At 71.3% G+C, this 17,113-nt stretch carries 18 protein-coding genes; 5 read left to right on the forward strand and 13 right to left on the reverse strand.

Annotation, left to right across the window (positions count from 1 at the left end; all coding sequences use genetic code 11):
• Nucleotides 1-5: 5 nt before the first annotated feature.
• The 5 genes from tsaD to E6J59_07770 are packed head-to-tail and all read right to left on the reverse strand — an operon-like array spanning nucleotide 6 to nucleotide 4,852.
• Nucleotides 6-1,031, reverse strand: coding sequence for a tRNA (adenosine(37)-N6)-threonylcarbamoyltransferase complex transferase subunit TsaD (gene tsaD / locus E6J59_07750; protein TMB20721.1), 1,026 nt, complete (start codon nucleotides 1,029-1,031; stop codon nucleotides 6-8).
• Between the two features lies 1 nt (nucleotide 1,032).
• On the reverse strand, nucleotides 1,033-2,508 hold the full coding sequence (locus E6J59_07755; protein ID TMB20792.1) for a DegQ family serine endoprotease: 1,476 nt from the start codon (nucleotides 2,506-2,508) through the stop codon (nucleotides 1,033-1,035).
• 23 nt (nucleotides 2,509-2,531) lie between these two features.
• Nucleotides 2,532-2,960: a DUF1844 domain-containing protein gene (locus E6J59_07760; GenBank protein ID TMB20722.1), complete on the reverse strand. Its 429-nt coding sequence runs from the start codon at nucleotides 2,958-2,960 to the stop codon at nucleotides 2,532-2,534.
• Nucleotides 2,961-2,980: 20 nt separating this feature from the next.
• On the reverse strand, nucleotides 2,981-3,829 hold the full coding sequence (locus E6J59_07765) for a protease HtpX (protein ID TMB20723.1): 849 nt from the start codon (nucleotides 3,827-3,829) through the stop codon (nucleotides 2,981-2,983).
• A gap of 48 nt (nucleotides 3,830-3,877) precedes the next feature.
• Complete coding sequence (locus E6J59_07770; GenBank protein ID TMB20724.1) at nucleotides 3,878-4,852, reverse strand: glycosyltransferase family 9 protein; 975 nt, start codon at nucleotides 4,850-4,852, stop codon at nucleotides 3,878-3,880.
• A 45-nt stretch (nucleotides 4,853-4,897) separates the two neighbouring features.
• Between E6J59_07770 and cysK the strand changes: the two genes are divergently transcribed.
• Both cysK and larE read left to right on the forward strand, forming a co-directional pair.
• On the forward strand, nucleotides 4,898-5,842 hold the full coding sequence (gene cysK / locus E6J59_07775; protein TMB20725.1) for a cysteine synthase A: 945 nt from the start codon (nucleotides 4,898-4,900) through the stop codon (nucleotides 5,840-5,842).
• Nucleotides 5,842-6,651 (forward strand): ATP-dependent sacrificial sulfur transferase LarE, encoded by an 810-nt coding sequence (gene larE, locus E6J59_07780; protein ID TMB20726.1) that lies wholly within the window; start codon nucleotides 5,842-5,844, stop codon nucleotides 6,649-6,651. The genes cysK and larE overlap by 1 nt, the downstream gene beginning before the upstream one ends.
• 108 nt (nucleotides 6,652-6,759) lie before the next feature.
• On the opposite strand, the gene E6J59_07785 is transcribed toward larE, so the two are convergent.
• Entirely contained in the window at nucleotides 6,760-7,251 is a 492-nt protein-coding gene (locus E6J59_07785; protein TMB20727.1) for a CarD family transcriptional regulator, read from the reverse strand.
• A 287-nt stretch (nucleotides 7,252-7,538) separates the two neighbouring features.
• On the opposite strand from E6J59_07785, the gene groL reads away from it, so the two are divergent.
• Together groL and E6J59_07795 are read left to right on the forward strand one after the other, a co-directional pair.
• The gene (gene groL, locus E6J59_07790) at nucleotides 7,539-9,170 is read left to right on the forward strand and encodes a chaperonin GroEL (protein TMB20728.1); all 1,632 of its coding nucleotides are present in this window, start codon (nucleotides 7,539-7,541) and stop codon (nucleotides 9,168-9,170) included.
• 268 nt (nucleotides 9,171-9,438) lie between these two features.
• Nucleotides 9,439-9,678 (forward strand): hypothetical protein, encoded by a 240-nt coding sequence (locus E6J59_07795; GenBank protein TMB20729.1) that lies wholly within the window; start codon nucleotides 9,439-9,441, stop codon nucleotides 9,676-9,678.
• A gap of 76 nt (nucleotides 9,679-9,754) precedes the next feature.
• Here the strand turns inward: E6J59_07795 and E6J59_07800 are convergent, their stop codons facing one another.
• The 7 genes from E6J59_07800 to E6J59_07830 all read right to left on the reverse strand — a co-directional run bounded on the left by E6J59_07800 (nucleotide 9,755) and on the right by E6J59_07830 (nucleotide 15,258).
• Nucleotides 9,755-10,891 carry a pyridoxal phosphate-dependent aminotransferase gene (locus E6J59_07800; protein ID TMB20793.1) on the reverse strand — a complete coding sequence of 379 codons (1,137 nt, stop codon included), beginning with the start codon at nucleotides 10,889-10,891 and terminating at the stop codon, nucleotides 9,755-9,757.
• A 47-nt stretch (nucleotides 10,892-10,938) separates the two neighbouring features.
• Nucleotides 10,939-11,442: a pantetheine-phosphate adenylyltransferase gene (coaD, locus tag E6J59_07805; GenBank protein TMB20730.1), complete on the reverse strand. Its 504-nt coding sequence runs from the start codon at nucleotides 11,440-11,442 to the stop codon at nucleotides 10,939-10,941.
• The gene (locus E6J59_07810) at nucleotides 11,439-11,654 is read right to left on the reverse strand and encodes a hypothetical protein (GenBank protein TMB20731.1); all 216 of its coding nucleotides are present in this window, start codon (nucleotides 11,652-11,654) and stop codon (nucleotides 11,439-11,441) included. The genes coaD and E6J59_07810 overlap by 4 nt, the downstream gene beginning before the upstream one ends.
• Before the next feature lie 69 nt (nucleotides 11,655-11,723).
• Nucleotides 11,724-11,843 carry a hypothetical protein gene (locus E6J59_07815; protein ID TMB20732.1) on the reverse strand — a complete coding sequence of 40 codons (120 nt, stop codon included), beginning with the start codon at nucleotides 11,841-11,843 and terminating at the stop codon, nucleotides 11,724-11,726.
• Between the two features lie 21 nt (nucleotides 11,844-11,864).
• Nucleotides 11,865-12,677 carry an enoyl-CoA hydratase gene (locus tag E6J59_07820; protein ID TMB20733.1) on the reverse strand — a complete coding sequence of 271 codons (813 nt, stop codon included), beginning with the start codon at nucleotides 12,675-12,677 and terminating at the stop codon, nucleotides 11,865-11,867.
• Complete coding sequence (locus E6J59_07825) at nucleotides 12,674-14,212, reverse strand: long-chain fatty acid--CoA ligase (GenBank protein ID TMB20734.1); 1,539 nt, start codon at nucleotides 14,210-14,212, stop codon at nucleotides 12,674-12,676. Before E6J59_07825 ends, E6J59_07820 begins: the two co-directional genes overlap by 4 nt.
• Nucleotides 14,209-15,258: an enoyl-CoA hydratase/isomerase family protein gene (locus E6J59_07830; GenBank protein ID TMB20735.1), complete on the reverse strand. Its 1,050-nt coding sequence runs from the start codon at nucleotides 15,256-15,258 to the stop codon at nucleotides 14,209-14,211. Before E6J59_07830 ends, E6J59_07825 begins: the two co-directional genes overlap by 4 nt.
• Before the next feature lie 53 nt (nucleotides 15,259-15,311).
• On the opposite strand from E6J59_07830, the gene E6J59_07835 reads away from it, so the two are divergent.
• Nucleotides 15,312-17,111, forward strand: coding sequence for a hypothetical protein (locus E6J59_07835; GenBank protein ID TMB20736.1), 1,800 nt, complete (start codon nucleotides 15,312-15,314; stop codon nucleotides 17,109-17,111).
• Nucleotides 17,112-17,113 lie beyond the last annotated feature (2 nt).

Genomic DNA, 17,113 nt, shown 5'->3' on the forward strand with positions numbered 1-17,113 from the left:
TTCGCTCACGCCGACGCGCTCCAGCGGCTGCCGAGGGCGAGGTCGGCCTCGGCGTTCAGGTCGAGCCCGTCGTGGGCGCCGGCCGCGAGCCGCGGCGCGCCGGCGAGCGCGATCATGGCCGCGTTGTCGGTGCAGAGCGCGGGCCGCGGGAAGAAGACCTCGACGCCCATGGCGGCCACCGCCTCGCTCATGCGGCTCCGCAGCCGGCGGTTCGCCGCCACGCCGCCCGCGACCACGAGGCGCTCGGCGCCGGTTGCGGCGAGCGCCTCGGTCGTGCCGTCGACCAGCATGTCGACCAGCGCCTCCTGCAGGCTGGCGGCCACGTCGGGCAGCGCCTCGGGCGCCGCGGGATGCCGGCCCAGGTATTCGCGCAGGGCGGTCTTGAACCCGCTGAAGCTGAAGTCGAAGCGCCCGCGCTTGAGCGTGGCGCGCGGGAAGCGAATCGCCTTCGGGTCGCCGTCGCGCGCGAGGCGGTCGATCACCGGCCCGCCCGGGTAGCCGAGGCCGAGCAGCTTCGCCGCCTTGTCGAACGCCTCCCCCACCGCGTCGTCGCGCGTCCGCCCGAGGCAGGCGTAGTCGCCCGCGCCGCGGGCGAGATGGAGGCCGGTATGGCCGCCCGACACGATGAGCCCCAGGAACGGGAAGGGGAGCGGATCGCCGGTCGGGCGCTCGAGGTTCACCGCGAGGAGGTGGCCCTCCAGGTGGTTCACGCCTACGAGCGGCAGCCGCCGGCGCTGCGCGATCCCCTTGGCGAGCGTGAGGCCCACGAGCAGCGAGCCGACCAGCCCGGGGCCGCAGGTGACCGCGACGCCCGCGATCTCGGAGAGGTCCACCCCGGCGCGCGCGAGCGCGGCGTCGATCACCGGCACGAGGTTGCGGATGTGGTGGCGCGAGGCGAGCTCGGGCACGACGCCGCCGTAGGGCCCGTGCACGGCGTCCTGCGAGGACACGACCGAGGCGGCGAGCTCGCCGTCACGCAGCACCGCCGCCGCCGAGTCATCGCACGAGCTCTCGATCCCGAGGACGACCACCCTAGGAGGACGGCTTCACCGCAAGGAAGATCGTGTTGTCGCCGCGCCGCACGAGGAAGAGGACGCTCTTGCCCTTGCCGCCGGCCTTGAGCGCCTTTCGGTAGCCGTCCGCGTCCTTCACGGGCTGGCGGTTGACCTCGAGGATCACGTCCCCGCGCCGGAGACCCGCCTCCGCCCCCGGCCCCCCGGGATCGACCTGGGTGACGACCACGCCCTTCAAGCTCCGGTCGACGCCCAGGTTCTCGGCCAGGTCGGGGGTGAGCGTCTGCACGGCCAGGCCCAGGTCCTCGGTCGTGCCGGGGCCGCGCTCGGCGGTCTCCTCCTCCTTGAGCTCCTGGACCTTGATGGTGAAGCTCTCCGTCCCCTTGCCGCGCATCACCTTCACCTTGACGCTCTTGCCGACCGGCGTGCGCGCCACCAGCAGCGGCAGCTCCGCCGAGTCGGTCACGGGCTTACCGTCGAACTCGACGATCACGTCGCCCTGCTTGACGCCGGCGGCCTCGGCGGGGCCGTCCTTCACCACGTCGGCGACCAGGGCGCCCTTGGGCTCGGGGAGGCCGAGCGACTCGGCGATGTCGGGCGTCACCTTCTGGATCATCACGCCGAGCCAGCCGCGCGTGACGTGCCCCTTCGCCTTCAGCTGCGGCACGATCTCCTTGGCGAGGCTGATCGGGATGGCGAAACCGATGCCGATGTTGCCCCCGCCCCGGCTGAAGATGGCGGTGTTGATGCCGACCACCTCGCCACGGGTGTTGAGCAGTGGCCCGCCCGAGTTTCCCGGGTTGATGGCGGCGTCGGTCTGGATGAAGTTGTCGTACGGCCCCTGGTTGATGTGGCGGCCCATGGCGCTCACGATCCCCGCGGTCACGGTGTTCTCGAGGCCGAAGGGGTTGCCGATCGCGACCACCCACTGGCCCACCTTGAGCTCGTCGGAGTCGCCGAGCACAACGGGCACGAGATCCGTGGCGCCGTGGATCTCGATGAGCGCGATGTCGGTCTTCGAGTCGCGCCCCACGACCTTGGCCTTGAACTCCTTGCCGGTCGGCAGCTTGACGACGATCTCGTCGGCATTCTCGACCACGTGGTTGTTGGTGAGGATGTAGCCGGTCGGGTCGATGACAAAGCCGGAGCCGAGGCTCTTCGCCTTGAAGGGCATCCGCCGCGGCGGGCCGAAGAAGCGCTCGAAGGGGCCGAAGAATTCGTGGAAGGGGTCGTCCTCGCCGCCGGGGGCGCCCTGCCCGAGGGGCCCGCCCTTCACCTCCTGGGTGCTCGAGATGTTCACCACCGACGGCGCCACGTGTTCGGTCAGCCCGGCGAAATCCGGCAGGTTGACGGACGGGGAGGACGTGGCCCCACCCCCACCGCTCGGCTTCTCGGCTCCACCGAAGATGCTGATCGCCTCGCTCCGCGGGGACAGATCGAGGCGTGCACTCAGAACCACGCCGACGGCGAAGCAGATCAGCGCCACCGCCACCATGGCGAAGCGACCCGTACGCGGAGTCATCTCCCCTCCTTGATGCCACCTCGCACCAGCTCCACGTACCGCATGCGCAGATCGTAGAGCACCGAGTCGAGGAGCGATTCTTCACCCGGCTCGAGGTTGCTTCGTGTCTTCTGCCGCAGAATGCCGAGGATGTCGATCACCTGCTTGGCCGCGCCCAGGTCGCGCTCGAGAGCGTGCGTCATCGGGTTCGGGATCTCACCCAGGTGGAGGAGGGCCTGCGTGCTGAGCCCGAGCACGAAGGTCGAGAACGTGACCGGTTCATCGGCGCGCTCGGCGGCGGGCGCGGCGCGTTCGGCGGGCGGCGGCTCGGGCAGCGGGGGCGCGGGCGTCTCCTCGGCGGCGTCGGAGCGCGCCTCTCCGCTGTCGGAGAACCGGCGGCGGTCCCTCACCTGGAACCCGCGTCGCTCCTCCTTGTCCTCGGCCATGGAAACGCTGCCGGCGCAGGTCAGTATGCCATCGCGCGCAGCCTCCGGATGCGCTCCTCGATGGGGGGATGGGTGCTGAACAAGCCGGCGAGCCAGTTGCCGCGCAGCGGGTTCACAATCCAGAGGTGCGCCGTCGCGGGCCCCGCGGGGAGCGGGACGCGGCCCGAGACGGCCCCGATCTTCTCGAGTGCCGCCGCGAGCGAATGCGGTGCGTGGGAGAGCTGGGCGCCGCTCGCGTCGGCCTGATATTCGCGCGCGCGCGAGATGGCGAGCTGGATCAGCATCGCCGCGAGCGGCGCCACGATGATCATCACGAGAGCTTCGAGCCCGCTGCTACCCTCCTCCCGGTCGTCACGCCGCCAGCCCCCGAACAGCATCGCCCACTGCGCCATCCTTGCCACCATCATCACCGCGCCCGCCAGCGTGGCGGCGATGGCGCTGGTCAGCGTATCGCGGTTCCGCACGTGCGAGAGCTCGTGCGCGAGCACCCCGCGCAGCTCGTCCAGGGTGAGGAGGCGCAGGATGCCTTCGGTCACCGCGACGGCGGCGTGCTCGGGGCTGCGGCCGGTCGCGAAGGCGTTCGGCGACTCGCTCGGGATGAGGTACACTCGCGGCATCGGCATGTGCGCGCCCACGGCCAGCTCGCGCACGATGCGGAAGAGGTCGGGGGCATCTTGCTCGGGCAGCTCACGGGCCCCGTAGGCCGCGAGGACGATCCGGTCGGAGAACCAGTAGCTGCCGAAGTTCATCACGACCGCGAACACGAAGAATACGGCGAGGCCCTGCGTGCCGCCGAGGAGCTGGCCGATCCACATCAGGAGCCCGGTCAGCAGGCCGAGCAAAAGCGTCGTCTTCAGGGTGTTCGACATGGGCTACGCTTTCATTAGACGGGGGCGACGGCGGTTCATTTGAGGCCGTCAGGAGCGTCCGGTGAGGTCGTACGTACGGACGTTAGTGTCGGGGTCCCCCCTTGTCAAGGCGAACCGCCGCGCGCACGCGGCGATCACCCGCGCCGCCGGTAGGGCCGCGAGCGGGATCCCGTCGGGACCGCCGCCGCGCGCGCCGAGCGCCACCAGGCGCCGGCCGAGCGGCCGCCAGCGGCGCGGGTCCGTCGGCCCGAAGAGCACCACGCCCGACGCGCCGACCGCGCCGGCCAGGTGGCTCACGCCGCTGTCGTTGCCGAGGTAGAGCGCCGCGCGCGCGAGGACGGCGGCGAGGTCCACGAGCGGCCAGTCCCGCACCTCAGGCGCACCGAGGGCCGGGGGCTCACCGGCCTCGGCCGGCCCGGCGATCGTGGCCACCGACCCGCCGCGCGACCGCCACCAGTGCGCCACCTGCACGAAGCCGGCGATGTCCCAGCGCTTGGCGCGCCCGCCCGCACCGGGATGCAGCGCGAGGATCGGAGCAGCGAGTTGCGCGCAGAGCGCGTCGGCCGCGACCGAGGGCGCGGGAACGAGCCGCGTGGCCGCCGCGAGCGCGTCGGCGTCCGCCGGCGCACCCACGGCGCGCGCGTAGGCGACGGCCGCGTGCATCGCTGACCGTCCGCGCTCGACGCCGAAGAAGCGGGCGCCGCTCGCCGCCGCCGCGACGCGCGCGCGCATCTCGTCGTCCCCGCCGCCGAGCCAGCTGTAGACGAACGGACGGCCGTCGAGCCAGGACGGCAGCCGCTCGCCGCCGAAGAGGAGCGCCGTGTCGGCGCTCTCGAGCGCGGCGGTCACGTGGGCGACGCCCGCGAGCTCGACCAGCGCGCGCAGGGGTTCACCAACCACCGCGGTGACGCCCGCGCCGGCGTGGCGCGCCCGCAGCGCGCGCAGCGCCGGCAGCGCGAGCAGCAGGTCGCCGAGCGCTCCCGGGAAGACGATGACGACGCGTTCAATTGACTCCCCGCGCACCCCATCTATATGATCTGCGCCTCCAGCGTCCGCAACGCAGCGCGCATGCCGCTCCCGTCCTACGTCGCCCGCTCACCCCTCGACCTGATCGGCTCGACGCCGGTCGTCCGCCTGACGCGCCTGCCGCAGCTCGACGGCGTCGGCGCCCAGGTGTGGGCGAAGCTCGAGAACTTCAACCCGGCCGGGAGCGTGAAGGACCGCATCTGCCGCGCCATGATCGAGGCGGCCGAGCGCGACGGGCTCATCCGGCCGGGCGGCACGATCATCGAGCCGACGAGCGGGAACACCGGCATCGGCCTCGCGCTGGTGGCGTCGGTCAAGGGCTACCGCCTCGTGCTCACCATGCCGGACACCATGAGCGAGGAGCGTCGCGCCCTCCTCGTCGCCTACGGGGCGACGCTCGTGCTCACGCCCGACACCAAGGGCATGCACGGCGCCATCCGCAAGGCCGAGGAGATGCTCGCCGAGCACCCCGACTGGTACATGCCGCAGCAGTTCACGAATCCCGCCAACCCGGAGATCCACCGCCGCACGACCGCGCGCGAGATCCTGGCCCAGCTCCCGCAGGTCGACGCCTTCGTGGCCGGGGTCGGCACGGGCGGCACCATCACCGGCGTCGGGCAGGTACTGCGCAGCGAGCGTCCCGACGTGCGTATCTACGCCGTCGAGCCGGCCGCGTCGCCCGTGCTCTCGGGCGGCGAGCCGGGCTTTCACCACATCCAGGGGATCGGCGCGGGCTTCGTGCCCGAGATCCTCGACACCGCCATCTACGACGAGGTGATCGCGGTCCCGGACGAGGAAGCCGTAAAGCACACGCGCGCGCTGGCGCGCTACGAAGGGCTCCTGGTCGGCATCTCCTCCGGGGCAGCGTGCGCGGCGGCGACCCGCGTCGCGCGGAAGCTCGGACGGGGCGCCGTGGTACTCACCGTCTTCCCCGACACCGGTGAGCGCTACCTCACCACCGACCTCTTCCACGCCGAGGGAATCTGATGGAGGTGGCGCCGAAGCTCGACCGGCTGCGCGGGCTCCTCGCCGACCTGCCCTCCGCCCTGGTCGCCTTCTCGGGCGGGGTCGATTCGAGCTTCCTCCTGCGCGTCGCCCACGAGGTGCTCGGCGAGCGTTGCCTCGCGCTCACCACCGTCTCGCCGACCATGCCGGCGGACGACCTGGCGGCGGCCAGGGAGCTGGCGGCACGGCTCGGCGTCGCGCACCTCCTGGTCGAGGCGAACGAGCTCGACATTCCGGGCTACGCGGAAAACCCGGCCAACCGCTGCTACTTCTGCAAGGACCACCTGTTCACCATCTGCGTGGCCGAGGCGGGCCGGCGCGGGCTCGCGGCCGTGCTCGACGGCGCCAACCTCGACGACCTGCGCGACCACCGGCCGGGCCTCCAGGCGGCGGCCGAGCGCGGCGTCCGGCACGTGCTGGTCGAGGCCGGGCTCGGCAAGGCCGACATCCGGGCGGCGAGCCGGGCACTCGGCCTCCCCACCTGGGACCGGCCGGCGAGCCCATGCCTCTCCTCGCGCTTCCCGTACGGCACGCGCATCACGCTCGAGGACCTCCAGCGCGTGGAGGCCGCCGAGCGCTTTCTGCGGGCCCGGGGCCTCCGCGAGCTGCGCGTCCGCTTCCACGATCAGGTCGCGCGCCTGGAGGTTCCCGTCGCCGAAATGCCCCGCCTCCTCGAGCCGACGATGCGCGAAGAGGTGGTGCGCGAGCTGAAACGCCTCGGCTTCACCTACGTCGCCCTAGACCTCCAGGGCTTCCGCAGCGGCAGCCTCAACGAGCCCCTGCGCTCATAAGCGCGCCGAGACGCGACGGCGTCGAAGGCGGGGTCCCTACATACACGAGGGGCCGGGGGGATCGACCCCCGGCCCCTCGCATCCGCTAGGCACGCGGGACGGACCAGTTCAGTTCGCGAAGATGCCCCGCAGCTCCTCCATGATCTTCTCCTCGCTGTGCGACTTCGCAATGGCGAGCTCCTTGACGAGGAGGTTGCGGGCGGTGTCGAGCATCTTGCGCTCGCCGAAGGAGAGCTCCTTGTCCCCCTTCAGCACGAAGAGATCGCGCAGCACCTTGGCGATCTCGAGCACGCTGCCGGTCTTGATCTTCTCGGTGTACTCCCGGTAGCGGCGGTTCCAGGTCTGCTGGTCGATCTCGACCTTCTTGTCGCGCAGGATCTTGTAGACCTTGGCAACCATGTCCTTGCCGATGATGCGGCGGAGCCCGACCGACTGGACGTTCTCGGTCGGGATCATGATGGTCATGTCGCTGTCGATGATGCGCAGCATGTAGAATTTACGCTCGCTGCCGGAGATGACCTTGGTCTGGACCCCCTCGATGACGCCGACGCCGTGCGCCGGGTAGACGACCTTCTCACCAACTTTGAACGTACCGACCATTCCGCGGGCCTCCAACGCCGTAAAGCCAACCCATTCTAGGGGCTTAACCCCTTTCCGTCAACGATACTTTGGCTCCAGTAAGGCAGTGGATGGGGCACGCCTCTCCCATCCAGGAAGAACATGAGGTCCGGCTCCACAACCTCCGAATAAAAAAGCGTCTTGGATGTATCGTCGATCGGCGGCTCACCCGCGCCAGCCGGTCTTTCCGCTCGGAACGCTTGGCGGCCGGCATCCCGGTGCTAAAAGGGGGCACCCCGGCACCCGCCCGGGACCAGGGAGGAGGAGCGATGCCTGCCAAGCTCGTGCTGCTTCATGCCAGGAGCCGTGAGGGCATCCTGGCCGGCGTGAACCTGCTCGCCGACGCCGCGCGGGTGACGCTCGGGCCCCGCGGGCGCAACGTCATGCTCCAGAAGAGCTGGGGCGCCCCCACGGTGACCAAGGACGGGGTCACGGTCGTCAAGGAGATCGAGCTCGAGGACCGGTTCGAGAACATCGGCGCCCGGATGGTGCGCGAGGTCGCGCAGAAGACCTCCGACGTCGCGGGGGACGGGACCACCACCGCGACCATCCTCGCCCGCGCCATCTTCCGCGAGGGCCTCCGCCTCCTCGCCGCGGGCTTCGACGCCATGGAGCTGAAGCGCGGCATCGACGCGGCCGTCGAGAAGGCGGTCGAGGCGGTGAAGGCCCAGGCGAAGCCGGTCAAGGAGCGGGAGCGCATCGCCCAGGTCGGCACGGTCTCCGCCAACGGCGACGCCACCATCGGGGAGCTGTTCGCCGAGGCCATGGACAAGGTGGGTCAGGACGGCGTGATCACGGTCGAGGAGGCGAAGGGGCTCGACACCACCCTCGAGGTGGTGGAGGGCCTGCGCTTCGACCGTGGCTACCTGTCGCCCTACTTCGTGACCAACCCCGACAGGATGACGGTCGAGCTCGAGGATCCCTTCCTCCTCTTCTTCGAGAAGAAGATCTCGAGCATGCGCGACCTCCTGCCCCTGCTCGAGCGCGTCGCGCAGGCCGGCAAGCCGATCGTGATCGTCGCCGAGGAGGTCGACGGCGAGGCGCTGGCCACGCTGGTCGTCAACAAGCTGCGCGGGACGCTCCGCTGCGCGGCCGCCAAGGCCCCCGGCTTCGGCGATCGGCGCAAGGCGATGCTGGAGGACATGGCGATCCTGACCGGCGGGCGGCTCATCGCCGAGGAGATCGGGGCCAAGCTCGAGAACGTCACCCCCAAGGACCTCGGACGCGCGACCCGCGTCGTCATGGACAAGGACAACACCACCATCGTCGGCGGCGCGGGCAAGAAGCCAGACATCCAGGGACGCATCCGGCAGCTCAAGACGCAGATCGAGGAGACGACGTCCGATTACGATCGCGAGAAGCTCGAGGAGCGGGTCGCCAAGCTCGCGGGTGGCGTCGCGGTCATCAAGGTGGGCGCGGCCACCGAGGTCGCCATGAAGGAGAAGAAGGCGCGCGTCGAGGACGCGATGCACGCCACGCGCGCGGCGGTCGAGGAAGGTATCGTCCCGGGCGGCGGCGTGGCCCTCGTGCGCGCGCAGAAGGCGCTCGAGGGCCTGAAGTTCGAGGGCGATCGCGCCCAGGGCGTGGCGGTGGTGCGCGGCGCGATGGAGGAGCCGCTCAAGCAACTCAGCGCCAACGCCGGGCACGAGCCGGCGGTGGTCCTGGCGCGCGTGCGCGATGGCAAGGACGACTTCGGCTTCAACGCCGTCACCGAGACCTACGAGCCGCTCGTGAAGGCAGGCGTCATCGACCCCGCCAAGGTGGTGCGCACGGCGCTCCAGAACGCCGCCAGCGTCGCCGGCCTGCTCCTCACCACCGAGGCGGCGATCGCCGAGAAGCCGGAGAAGAAGAAGGGCGCCGGCGCGGCGCCCGGCGGCGAGGACCTGGACGACGACTACTAGTGTCCCGGACCCGAAGTCCGTTGCCAAAGTCGGGGGCGTCTCGGCGACGCTGGCTGCGTTGCTCCTCCTCGGAATAGCGCCGACTATTCCTCGTCGTCGCGCCTGGCCAGCGCCGCCGATCCACCCCCGACTTTGGCAACGGACTTCGGGTCCGGGACACTAGCTTTGCGGGCGGGGATCGCCTTGCTCGGCCACGCCTTTTGTGACAAGAGGGGGGCGCTTTTTCCGGCCCCCCGGCTGGGGTGACCAACAACAGGGAGGTAGCGGGATGCGCTTACGGTCGATCGGTGCCAGTGTAGCAAGCCTGATGCTCGTGACGGTGATTGGTGCTGGGTGCGCGCACGAGGACAAGGGGACGACCACCCGGGCCGAGCAGGCGGCGACCCGGGCCGAGGACGCCGCCAAGCGGGCGGAATCCGCGGCGAGCCGTGTCGAGGCGGCAGCGAGCCGCGCCGAGGCGGCGGCGGAGAAGGCCGAGCGGGCCCTCATGCACCACGTCCGGAAGTAAGCGGCTCGGACATGCGAGCCCGAAAAAGGCGACGGCTTGGCGGCCGTCGCCTTTTTTGTCGGTGGCGTACGGGGCGCTAGCGAAGCGCGGCCAGCGCCCGCTTGACGCGCGCCAGGCCCTCCTCCAGAAGCAGGCGCGCGGCGGCGTAGGAGAAGCGGACGTGCGCGGGGGCACCGAAGCCCTCGCCAGGCACGCTGGCGACGCCGGCGCGGCGCAGGAGGTACATGGAGAGATCGGTCGCGCTTCCGATCGCGCCATCGGGGCCGCGCCGCCCGAAGAACCCGCTCACGTCCGGGAAGACGTAGAACGCGCCCTGCGGCGGCGCCAGGCGCACGCCCGGCATCGTGCCGAACCCTTCGACCATCAGCGCGAGCCGCTGCGTGAACTCGCGCGCCATCACCGCGACGCTGTCCTGGGGGCCGGTGAGCGCTGCCGCCGCGGCTGCCTGCGCGATCGAGGTCGGGTTGGTCGTGGTCTGCCCCTGGAGCACGGTCATGGCGCGGATCAGCTCTGCGGGCGCCGCCGTGTAGCCGATACGCCAGCCGGTCATCGCGTATGACTTGGAGACGGAGTTGACGACGACCAGATTCGGCCGGAGCGCGGGCACGAGCGTGCCGATGTGCGCCACGGGATGCGCGGTCAGCCGCTCGTAGATGTCGTCGGTGACCACGACCAGCTTCCGCCGCAGCGCCACCTCGCCCAGCGCGCGCAGCTCGTCGGCCGAATAGGCCGCGCCGGTCGGATTGCTCGGGCTGTTCAGGATGACGGCCACGGTGCGCGGGCCGAGCGCCGCCTCGAGCTCCTCGGCCGACATGCGGAAGCCGCGCGCGACCGCCGTCGTCACGATGCGCGGCACCGCCCCGGCGAGCGCCAGCATCTCGGGGTAGCTCACCCAGTACGGCGCAGGCAGCACGACCTCGTCGCCCTCGTCGAAGAGGGCGTGGAAGGCGGTGTAGAGCGCGTGCTTACCGCCGCAGCTCGCCATCACCTCCGTCACCCCGTACTCGAGACCGTTGTCGCGCCGGAGCTTGGTCGAGATGGCGTCCTTCAGCTCGTCCGTGCCGCCGATCGGCGTGTACTTGGTGAGGCCGCGCGCCATCGCCTCGCGCGCCGCGGCCTTCACGTGCTCGGGCGTGTCGAAGTCGGGCTCGCCGACCGACAGGTCGACGACGTCCCGGCCCTGCTTGCGGAGCACGGTCGCCTCGGCCGCCATCGCAAAGGTGGCCGACGGCTTCACGACCCCGAGCCGCGCGGAGGTCTTCACGTCCCCGCCTTGAAGCGCTTCGCCCGCTCGACCAGGAGCGGGACCACGTTGTCGGGCAGGAGGCCGGCCACGTTGCCGCCCAGGCTCACGACCTCCTTCACGAGGCGCGAGCTGGTGTAGAAGTGCGACTCGCCGGTCATCATGAAGATGGTCTCGACCTGCGGCGTGAGATGGCGGTTCATCATCGTCATCTGGAACTCGTACTCGAAATCCGCGACCGCGCGGAGCCCGCGCACGATCACCTTGGCTGCCTTGGCATGCGCGAAGTCGACCGTCAGCCCGGAGAAGGCGTCGGCGACGATCCGGCTGCCCTCTTTCCGAAAGGTCTCCCGAATCATGGCGACGCGCTCCTCGGGCGTGAACCACGACGAGTCCTTGTTCGGGTTGAAGGCCACGCCCACGATCACCATGTCGAAGACCTGGAGGCTCCGCCGCACGATATCGACGTGCCCGTTGGTGATGGGGTCGAAGGAACCGGGGTAGACGGCCGTCGTGCTCATCGCGGACCCTCCCGCCGGGCGAGCAGCGTCACCGCGGTGCGCCCGTGGCGGCGCGACTGCACGACGGCGAACTCCGCCGGTGCCGCCGGCGCCTCGTCGAGCCGGTGCTCGAGGGCCACCCAGGCGCCCGGCGCGAGCACGTCCGCCTCGCCGAGGGGGGCCAGCCATCCACGTTGTTCGCGGCCGGCGATCACCCGAAGAGCCATGGCCATTGGCGGGACGGGCTCATAGCAGGGCTGCCCGCGCGCCCGCAACCGACATTCCACGAGCGGCGCATGGCGTCACTTCTTCTGCTGCATCTCCGTCCCGCAGCACTTGATCGTGCCGGCGCCCCCCTTGGTCACGATGACCTGCGCGCCGCACTTGGAGCACACGTAGATCTTGCCGATCTGGTTCGCCATGCGCCCGAAGTCCTCCTCCTTCTATCGCCCGCCGAAGCGGGGCTTCCGGCGCGCGAGGAAGGCCTCGATTCCCACCCGCCGGTCCGCGGTGGTCTGGAGCAACACGTAGAGGTCGTGCTCCAACCTGATCCCGTCCGCGAGCGGGAGGTCAAGGGCCCGCAACACGGCCTCCTTCCCCAGCCGGAGCGCGAGCGGCCCCTTCTGTGCGAGCGTGCGCGCTGTCTCCTCGACCGTGGAGACGAAGCGGGCCGGCGTCACCGCCGCGCTCACCAGACCCCACGCCGCCGCGGCGGCCGCCGGGAGACGCGTGCCGAGGAGCACGAGCTCCATGGCGCGCGCCGTGCCGATCATGCGCGGCAGCCGCTGCGTCACCCCCCCGCCGGGAAAGCGCCGCTCGCCGATCTCGGGCACGGCCAGCACCGCCGCCGTGGACGCGACGCGGAGGTCGCAGGCGAGCGCCAGCGCGAGGCCCCAGCCGACCGCGGCGCCCTGGATCGCCGCGATCACGGGCTTGGTGAGAGTCCCGAGCGCGCCCACGCCGTCGGGCCAGGAGCGCTCCGGCCAGCGGCACCTGCGCGGCAGCCCGAGCGAGAACGCCGGCCCGCGCGCCCCCAGCACGACGACGCGCACCCCGTCGTCGTCCTCGGCCGCGGCGGCGGCCTCGACGAGGGCGCCGAGCAGCTCTGCGTCCAGGCGGTTGCCCGACGCCGGGCGGGCGAGCGTCATCCAGGCGACGCCGTCGCGCACCACGAGCTCGACGGCGGGACCGGAGGCGGGGCGCGGATGGCGGCTCGGGGGTCGCCGCGCGCGGCTCGGGCCGCGGCCGGGCCTCACACGCTCTCGAGCTGCGCGCGCAGGTCGCGCCGGAGGATCTTGCCCATCGGGTTCTTCGGCAGCTCGGCGACGAAGCGGATCACCTCGGGCTTCTTGAAGGTCGCGAGCCGCTGGCGGCAGAAGTCGCCGAGCGCCTCGGCGCTGAGCGATGCCCCTGGGCGGAGCACGACGAAGGCCGCCACGCGCTGGCCCCACTCGAGGTCGGGCACGCCGACCACCGCCGCCTCCTCCACGGCGGGATGGGACTGGAGCGTCGCCTCGACCTCGGCCGGCGCGATGTTCTCGCCGCCGCGGATGATCATGTCGTCCTTGCGCCCGGCGATGTAGAGGTAGCCGTCTTCGTCGACCCAGCCCATGTCCCGCGTCGGGAGCCAGCCGTCGCGCACGAGCGGCGACTCGCCGCCCGCGTACCCCTTCATGACCCGCGGGGTGCGCACGCAGATCTCGCCCACCGCGCCGGGCGGGAGGATCGTCCCGTCGTCACCCACGATCTGCACCTCCACGTCGGGCAGCGGACGCCCGATGGAGGTGAGGCGCTTCGTCCGCTTCTCGATCTCGTCCGGCGTACCCTCGAGGCGGTGGTCGTCGGGGCCGAGAATCGTGAGCGTGGAGGTTGTCTCGGTCTGCCCGAAGGCGTTCACGAAGCCGACGTTCGGGGGGAAGCGTTCGATCGCACGGCGGATCACCGGGAACGGCATCGCCGCGCCGCCATAGGAGAGGATCTCCAGGCTCGAGAGGTCGCGCCGCCCGAGGTCCGGCTCGTCGAGGAGACGCTTCAGCATGGTGGGCACGAGGAAGGCGTGCGTGATGCGCTCGCGCTCCACCATCTCGAGCCAGCCCCGCGGGTCGAACTGCGGCATGAGGACGAGCCGGCGCCCCGTCCAGAGCGTGGTCATCATGTTGGTCGCACCGGCGATGTGGTAGAGCGGTACGCAGAGGAGCGCCGCGCCGCGCGGCGTGCCGTCGGCCAGCTCGACGTTGGCGGTCACGTAGGCCGTGAAGTCGTGGTGCGTCAGCATGACGCCCTTGGGGAGCGCCGTCGTGCCGCTCGTGTACATGAGGATGGTTAGGTCGTCGTCCTCGACCTCGGCCTCCTCCTCGTGCTCGGCGGAGCCGGCGATCAGCTCCTCGTAGCCCGCGTGACCGAGTGCCGGGCGGTCGAAGGCGATCAGGACCGCCGGCTTCGACCGCACCGACTCGACCAGCTCGAGGTAGCGCTCGCCCACGAGGAGGACGCGCGGCTTCCCGGTCGCGAGCATGTGCTCCAGCTCGGGCGTCTTGGCGCGGTAGTTGAGCGGGACGAAGACGCCCCCCAGGAGCGCGGTCGCGTAGTACGCCTCGACGTAGCGGTGCGAGTTCACGTTGAGCGCGGCGACGCGCGTGCCGCGCCCGACGCCGAGGCGCGCGAGGGCGGACGCCAGCCGGCGGACGCGCGCCCACGTCTCGGCATAGGTGAAGCGGGCTCCCTCGCACACCAGCGCCTCCTGGCCGGGCACGATACCCGCCGGGATGGAGAGGAAGGCCGCCGCATTCACGGGCGGCGTTGTAGCGCGAGCGCGAGTCGGCGCTCAAGGGCGATGCCGGCCTCGAGCGACAGGTCGTGCGCGCCGCGGACGGCGCGGCGGAGGGCCTGCACCTCGGCCGGATCGAGGCGCACCAGGCGGCGCGCAAGGGCGAGCGCCGCCGCCTCGAGCCGGGCGCGCGCCACCACTCGCTGGACGAGGCCGGCCGCCAGCGCCGCGCGGGCATCGAGCCAGCGTCCGGTGAGGACGAGGTCTAGCGCGCGCGCCGCCCCGGCCTTGCGGGGCAGGGTCTGCGTGCCCCCCACGCCCGGGATCATGCCGAGCCCGGTCTCTGGCAGCGCGAAGCGCGCGTCGTCGGCCGCCACGCACAGGTCGCAGAGGAGCGCCATCTCCATACCGCCGCCCACGGCGTAGCCGTGCACGGCGGCGATCGTCGCCGCCCGCAGCTCGAGGAGCCGCCCCCACACGTCGCGCCGCCAGCGGACGGCGCGCGCGACGAAGGGTGACGGCGCCGTCCCGAACTCGCGCACGTCGCCGCCGGTCGAGAAGGCCGGGCCGCGGCCACAGAGCACGAGCGCGCGCACCTCGGGGTCCTCGTCGGCGGCCCCGAGGGCGGCGTGGAGGTCGTCGCGCATGGCGACGTTGTAGGCGTTCAGCACCTCGGGGCGGTCGAGGGCCACGACCGCGACCGCCCCGCGCTTCTCGTAGCGCAGGGTCGCGAACGGCCTCACGAGGGTCACGACCCGCGCGTTCTCGAGCAGCCGACGATTCAGTCGGAGGAGGGCAGCGGCTTCGCCTCCTTGACCTTCATCTCGTGGTCGCAGCACGTGACGCTGCCCGTCCCAGGCTTGTTGCACAGGATCTCGGTCCCACAGGTGTCGCACAGGTAGCGCTTGCCGAGCTGTGTGGCCATGGCGGCCGGTTAGCAGAAAGCGCCCCGGCGGGGAAGGCGGCCGCCCATCGAGCGCCGCATGGGCCGTGAGCGCTGCAATCCAGATCTCTCCTCGCGATCGACGGGGGGCCGGACTCCTGCTTGACGCATCCCGCGGCGCGGACATACGGTCATGTGCACCCGGCGACGCTCATCCGCACCCCACGGAGGCGACGACAGATGAGACGAGCCCGAGCATCTGCGATCTGCCTGGCCCTGGCGGTCACCGGGAGCACGCTCGCAGGCGAGCCAGCCCGGACCGCCCCCTACCCCGCCAACACGTGCGTCGGTCGCAAGCAGAAGGAGGCGGGGAAGTACTGCAAGGCCGTCCTTCGCGCCTGGAGCGCCTGGGATAGGAGCCAGAACGACCGGAAGCGCGACCGCTCGCTCGCGAATGCCGCCAAGCAGCTCGCTACCCGCTGGGCGCGGGCCGAGGCGGACGCCCTCGGCCAGGGAACGGACTGCGCCGAGACGACGCTCTCGAGCGGGGCCGCGCAGAGCCTGATCGACGGGGCAGCGGGCGGCGTGGCGACCGCGATCAACGCGGGTCTCGACCTCCGCCGCGCGGGCAACGCGCGCTGCGGGAGCGCGCTCCTGAACGCCGCGGCGCTCGAGTGTGGCCGCATCCTCGCGGCAGAGGGCGCTCACGTCAGGGACCTCCAGGGAGATGCCGACGGGACCGCACGCGATGCCGCGCGCGCCGCCGCCAGCGCAGCGTTCGGCAGGGCCTGGACGGCCCAGATCAGCGCCGGCTGCCCAACCACCGCCGCGCAGGCGGACCTCGGGAGCCAGATCGACGGCGTCACCGCCGACCTCGTCTTCGATACCGTCGTGTCGCCGAATGTCGACGACACGCAGTTCACGGCCTATCCCGCAACCGGGACGACGCGCTACCTCGGCAGGGACTTCACCCCGATCTGCATGAACGGCTCGCCGTACTACTTCTTCGCCAAGCGCGGCACCGTGAACAAGCTCGTCGTGTACTACCAGGGCGGCGGTGCGTGCTGGGACAGCCTGACGTGCGGGCTTCCCTCCTGCGACGCGACGGTGGACCCGAGCCCGACCGGCTCGGACAACCCGAACAACTACCACGCGGGGTTCGCCGATCTCGCCAACCCGAGCAACCCATTCAGGGACTGGAACATCGTCTTCGTATCGTACTGCAGCTGCGACGTCCACTTCGGGGACTCGGCGAAGGACTATCCCCCTCACGTCGAGCACCGGGGCTACCAGAACTCGCGGGTGGTGGAGAAGTGGGCGCGCGAGCACTTCGTCGACCCCGACCAGGTGTTCGTCACCGGCTCCAGCGCGGGCGCGTACGGCGCCTGGTTCAACGCGGTGCTGCACGAGCGGGTGTGGCCCGCCTCGAAGTTCGAGGTGCTCGCCGACGCCGGCAACGGCGTCATCACCCAGAGCTTCCTCGACAACTACTTCCCGAACTGGAACTTCGCGGCCAACATTCCGACGGACATCCCGGGGCTCACCGACGTGCTCACCAACGGCACCGGCATCGTGGGCTACACGGAGGTCGTCGCAAACTTCTTCCCGCGCACACGCTGGGCGCAGTACTCGGCGGCGTACGACGGGGGGTTCGGCGGCCAGACGAGCTTCTACAACATCATGCTGAACGACAACGACCCGATCGCCGCCGTGACCTGGTGGAACGCGAGCTGCGCGTTCAACACGCAGATGGTGGCGCAGGCGCTCGCGACCGCGGCCGCGGTCCCCTCGAACTACCGCTACTACATCGGGACCGGAAGCCGGCACACGATGTGGGGCAGCGACAAGGTCTACACCGACACGACGGGCGGCGTGCCGACGCTGGTCGACTGGCTCAACGCGATGCTCGCGGGCACGCCGGCGTGGACCAACGTCGAGTGCACGAACTGCGGCCTCCTCCTGCCCGGCGATCCGGCGCCCAGGCCGCTCCGGGCGCCGTTCTCGATGATCGGGTCGGATATCGTCGTGACCTGCCCGTAGGC

The organism is Deltaproteobacteria bacterium (genome assembly GCA_005879795.1).
In the GTDB taxonomy this organism is placed as follows: Bacteria; Desulfobacterota; Binatia; order DP-6; family DP-6; genus DP-6.

Excerpts from the sequence above, each read along its gene's own strand:
- E6J59_07755 (TMB20792.1), bottom strand. The coding sequence starts at position 2,508 with ATGGTGGCGGTGGCGCTGATCTGCTTCGCCGTCGGCGTGGTTCTGAGT.
- E6J59_07760 (TMB20722.1), bottom strand. The coding sequence starts at position 2,960 with ATGGCCGAGGACAAGGAGGAGCGACGCGGGTTCCAGGTGAGGGACCGC.
- E6J59_07765 (TMB20723.1), bottom strand. The coding sequence starts at position 3,829 with ATGTCGAACACCCTGAAGACGACGCTTTTGCTCGGCCTGCTGACCGGG.
- cysK (TMB20725.1), top strand. The coding sequence starts at position 4,898 with ATGCCGCTCCCGTCCTACGTCGCCCGCTCACCCCTCGACCTGATCGGC.
- larE (TMB20726.1), top strand. The coding sequence starts at position 5,842 with ATGGAGGTGGCGCCGAAGCTCGACCGGCTGCGCGGGCTCCTCGCCGAC.
- E6J59_07785 (TMB20727.1), bottom strand. The coding sequence starts at position 7,251 with ATGGTCGGTACGTTCAAAGTTGGTGAGAAGGTCGTCTACCCGGCGCAC.
- groL (TMB20728.1), top strand. The coding sequence starts at position 7,539 with ATGCCTGCCAAGCTCGTGCTGCTTCATGCCAGGAGCCGTGAGGGCATC.
- E6J59_07795 (TMB20729.1), top strand. The coding sequence starts at position 9,439 with ATGCGCTTACGGTCGATCGGTGCCAGTGTAGCAAGCCTGATGCTCGTG.
- E6J59_07800 (TMB20793.1), bottom strand. The coding sequence starts at position 10,891 with ATGGCGGCCGAGGCGACCGTGCTCCGCAAGCAGGGCCGGGACGTCGTC.
- coaD (TMB20730.1), bottom strand. The coding sequence starts at position 11,442 with ATGAGCACGACGGCCGTCTACCCCGGTTCCTTCGACCCCATCACCAAC.
- E6J59_07810 (TMB20731.1), bottom strand. The coding sequence starts at position 11,654 with ATGGCCATGGCTCTTCGGGTGATCGCCGGCCGCGAACAACGTGGATGG.
- E6J59_07815 (TMB20732.1), bottom strand. The coding sequence starts at position 11,843 with ATGGCGAACCAGATCGGCAAGATCTACGTGTGCTCCAAGTGCGGCGCG.
- E6J59_07830 (TMB20735.1), bottom strand. The coding sequence starts at position 15,258 with ATGTCCGCGCCGCGGGATGCGTCAAGCAGGAGTCCGGCCCCCCGTCGA.
- E6J59_07835 (TMB20736.1), top strand. The coding sequence starts at position 15,312 with ATGAGACGAGCCCGAGCATCTGCGATCTGCCTGGCCCTGGCGGTCACC.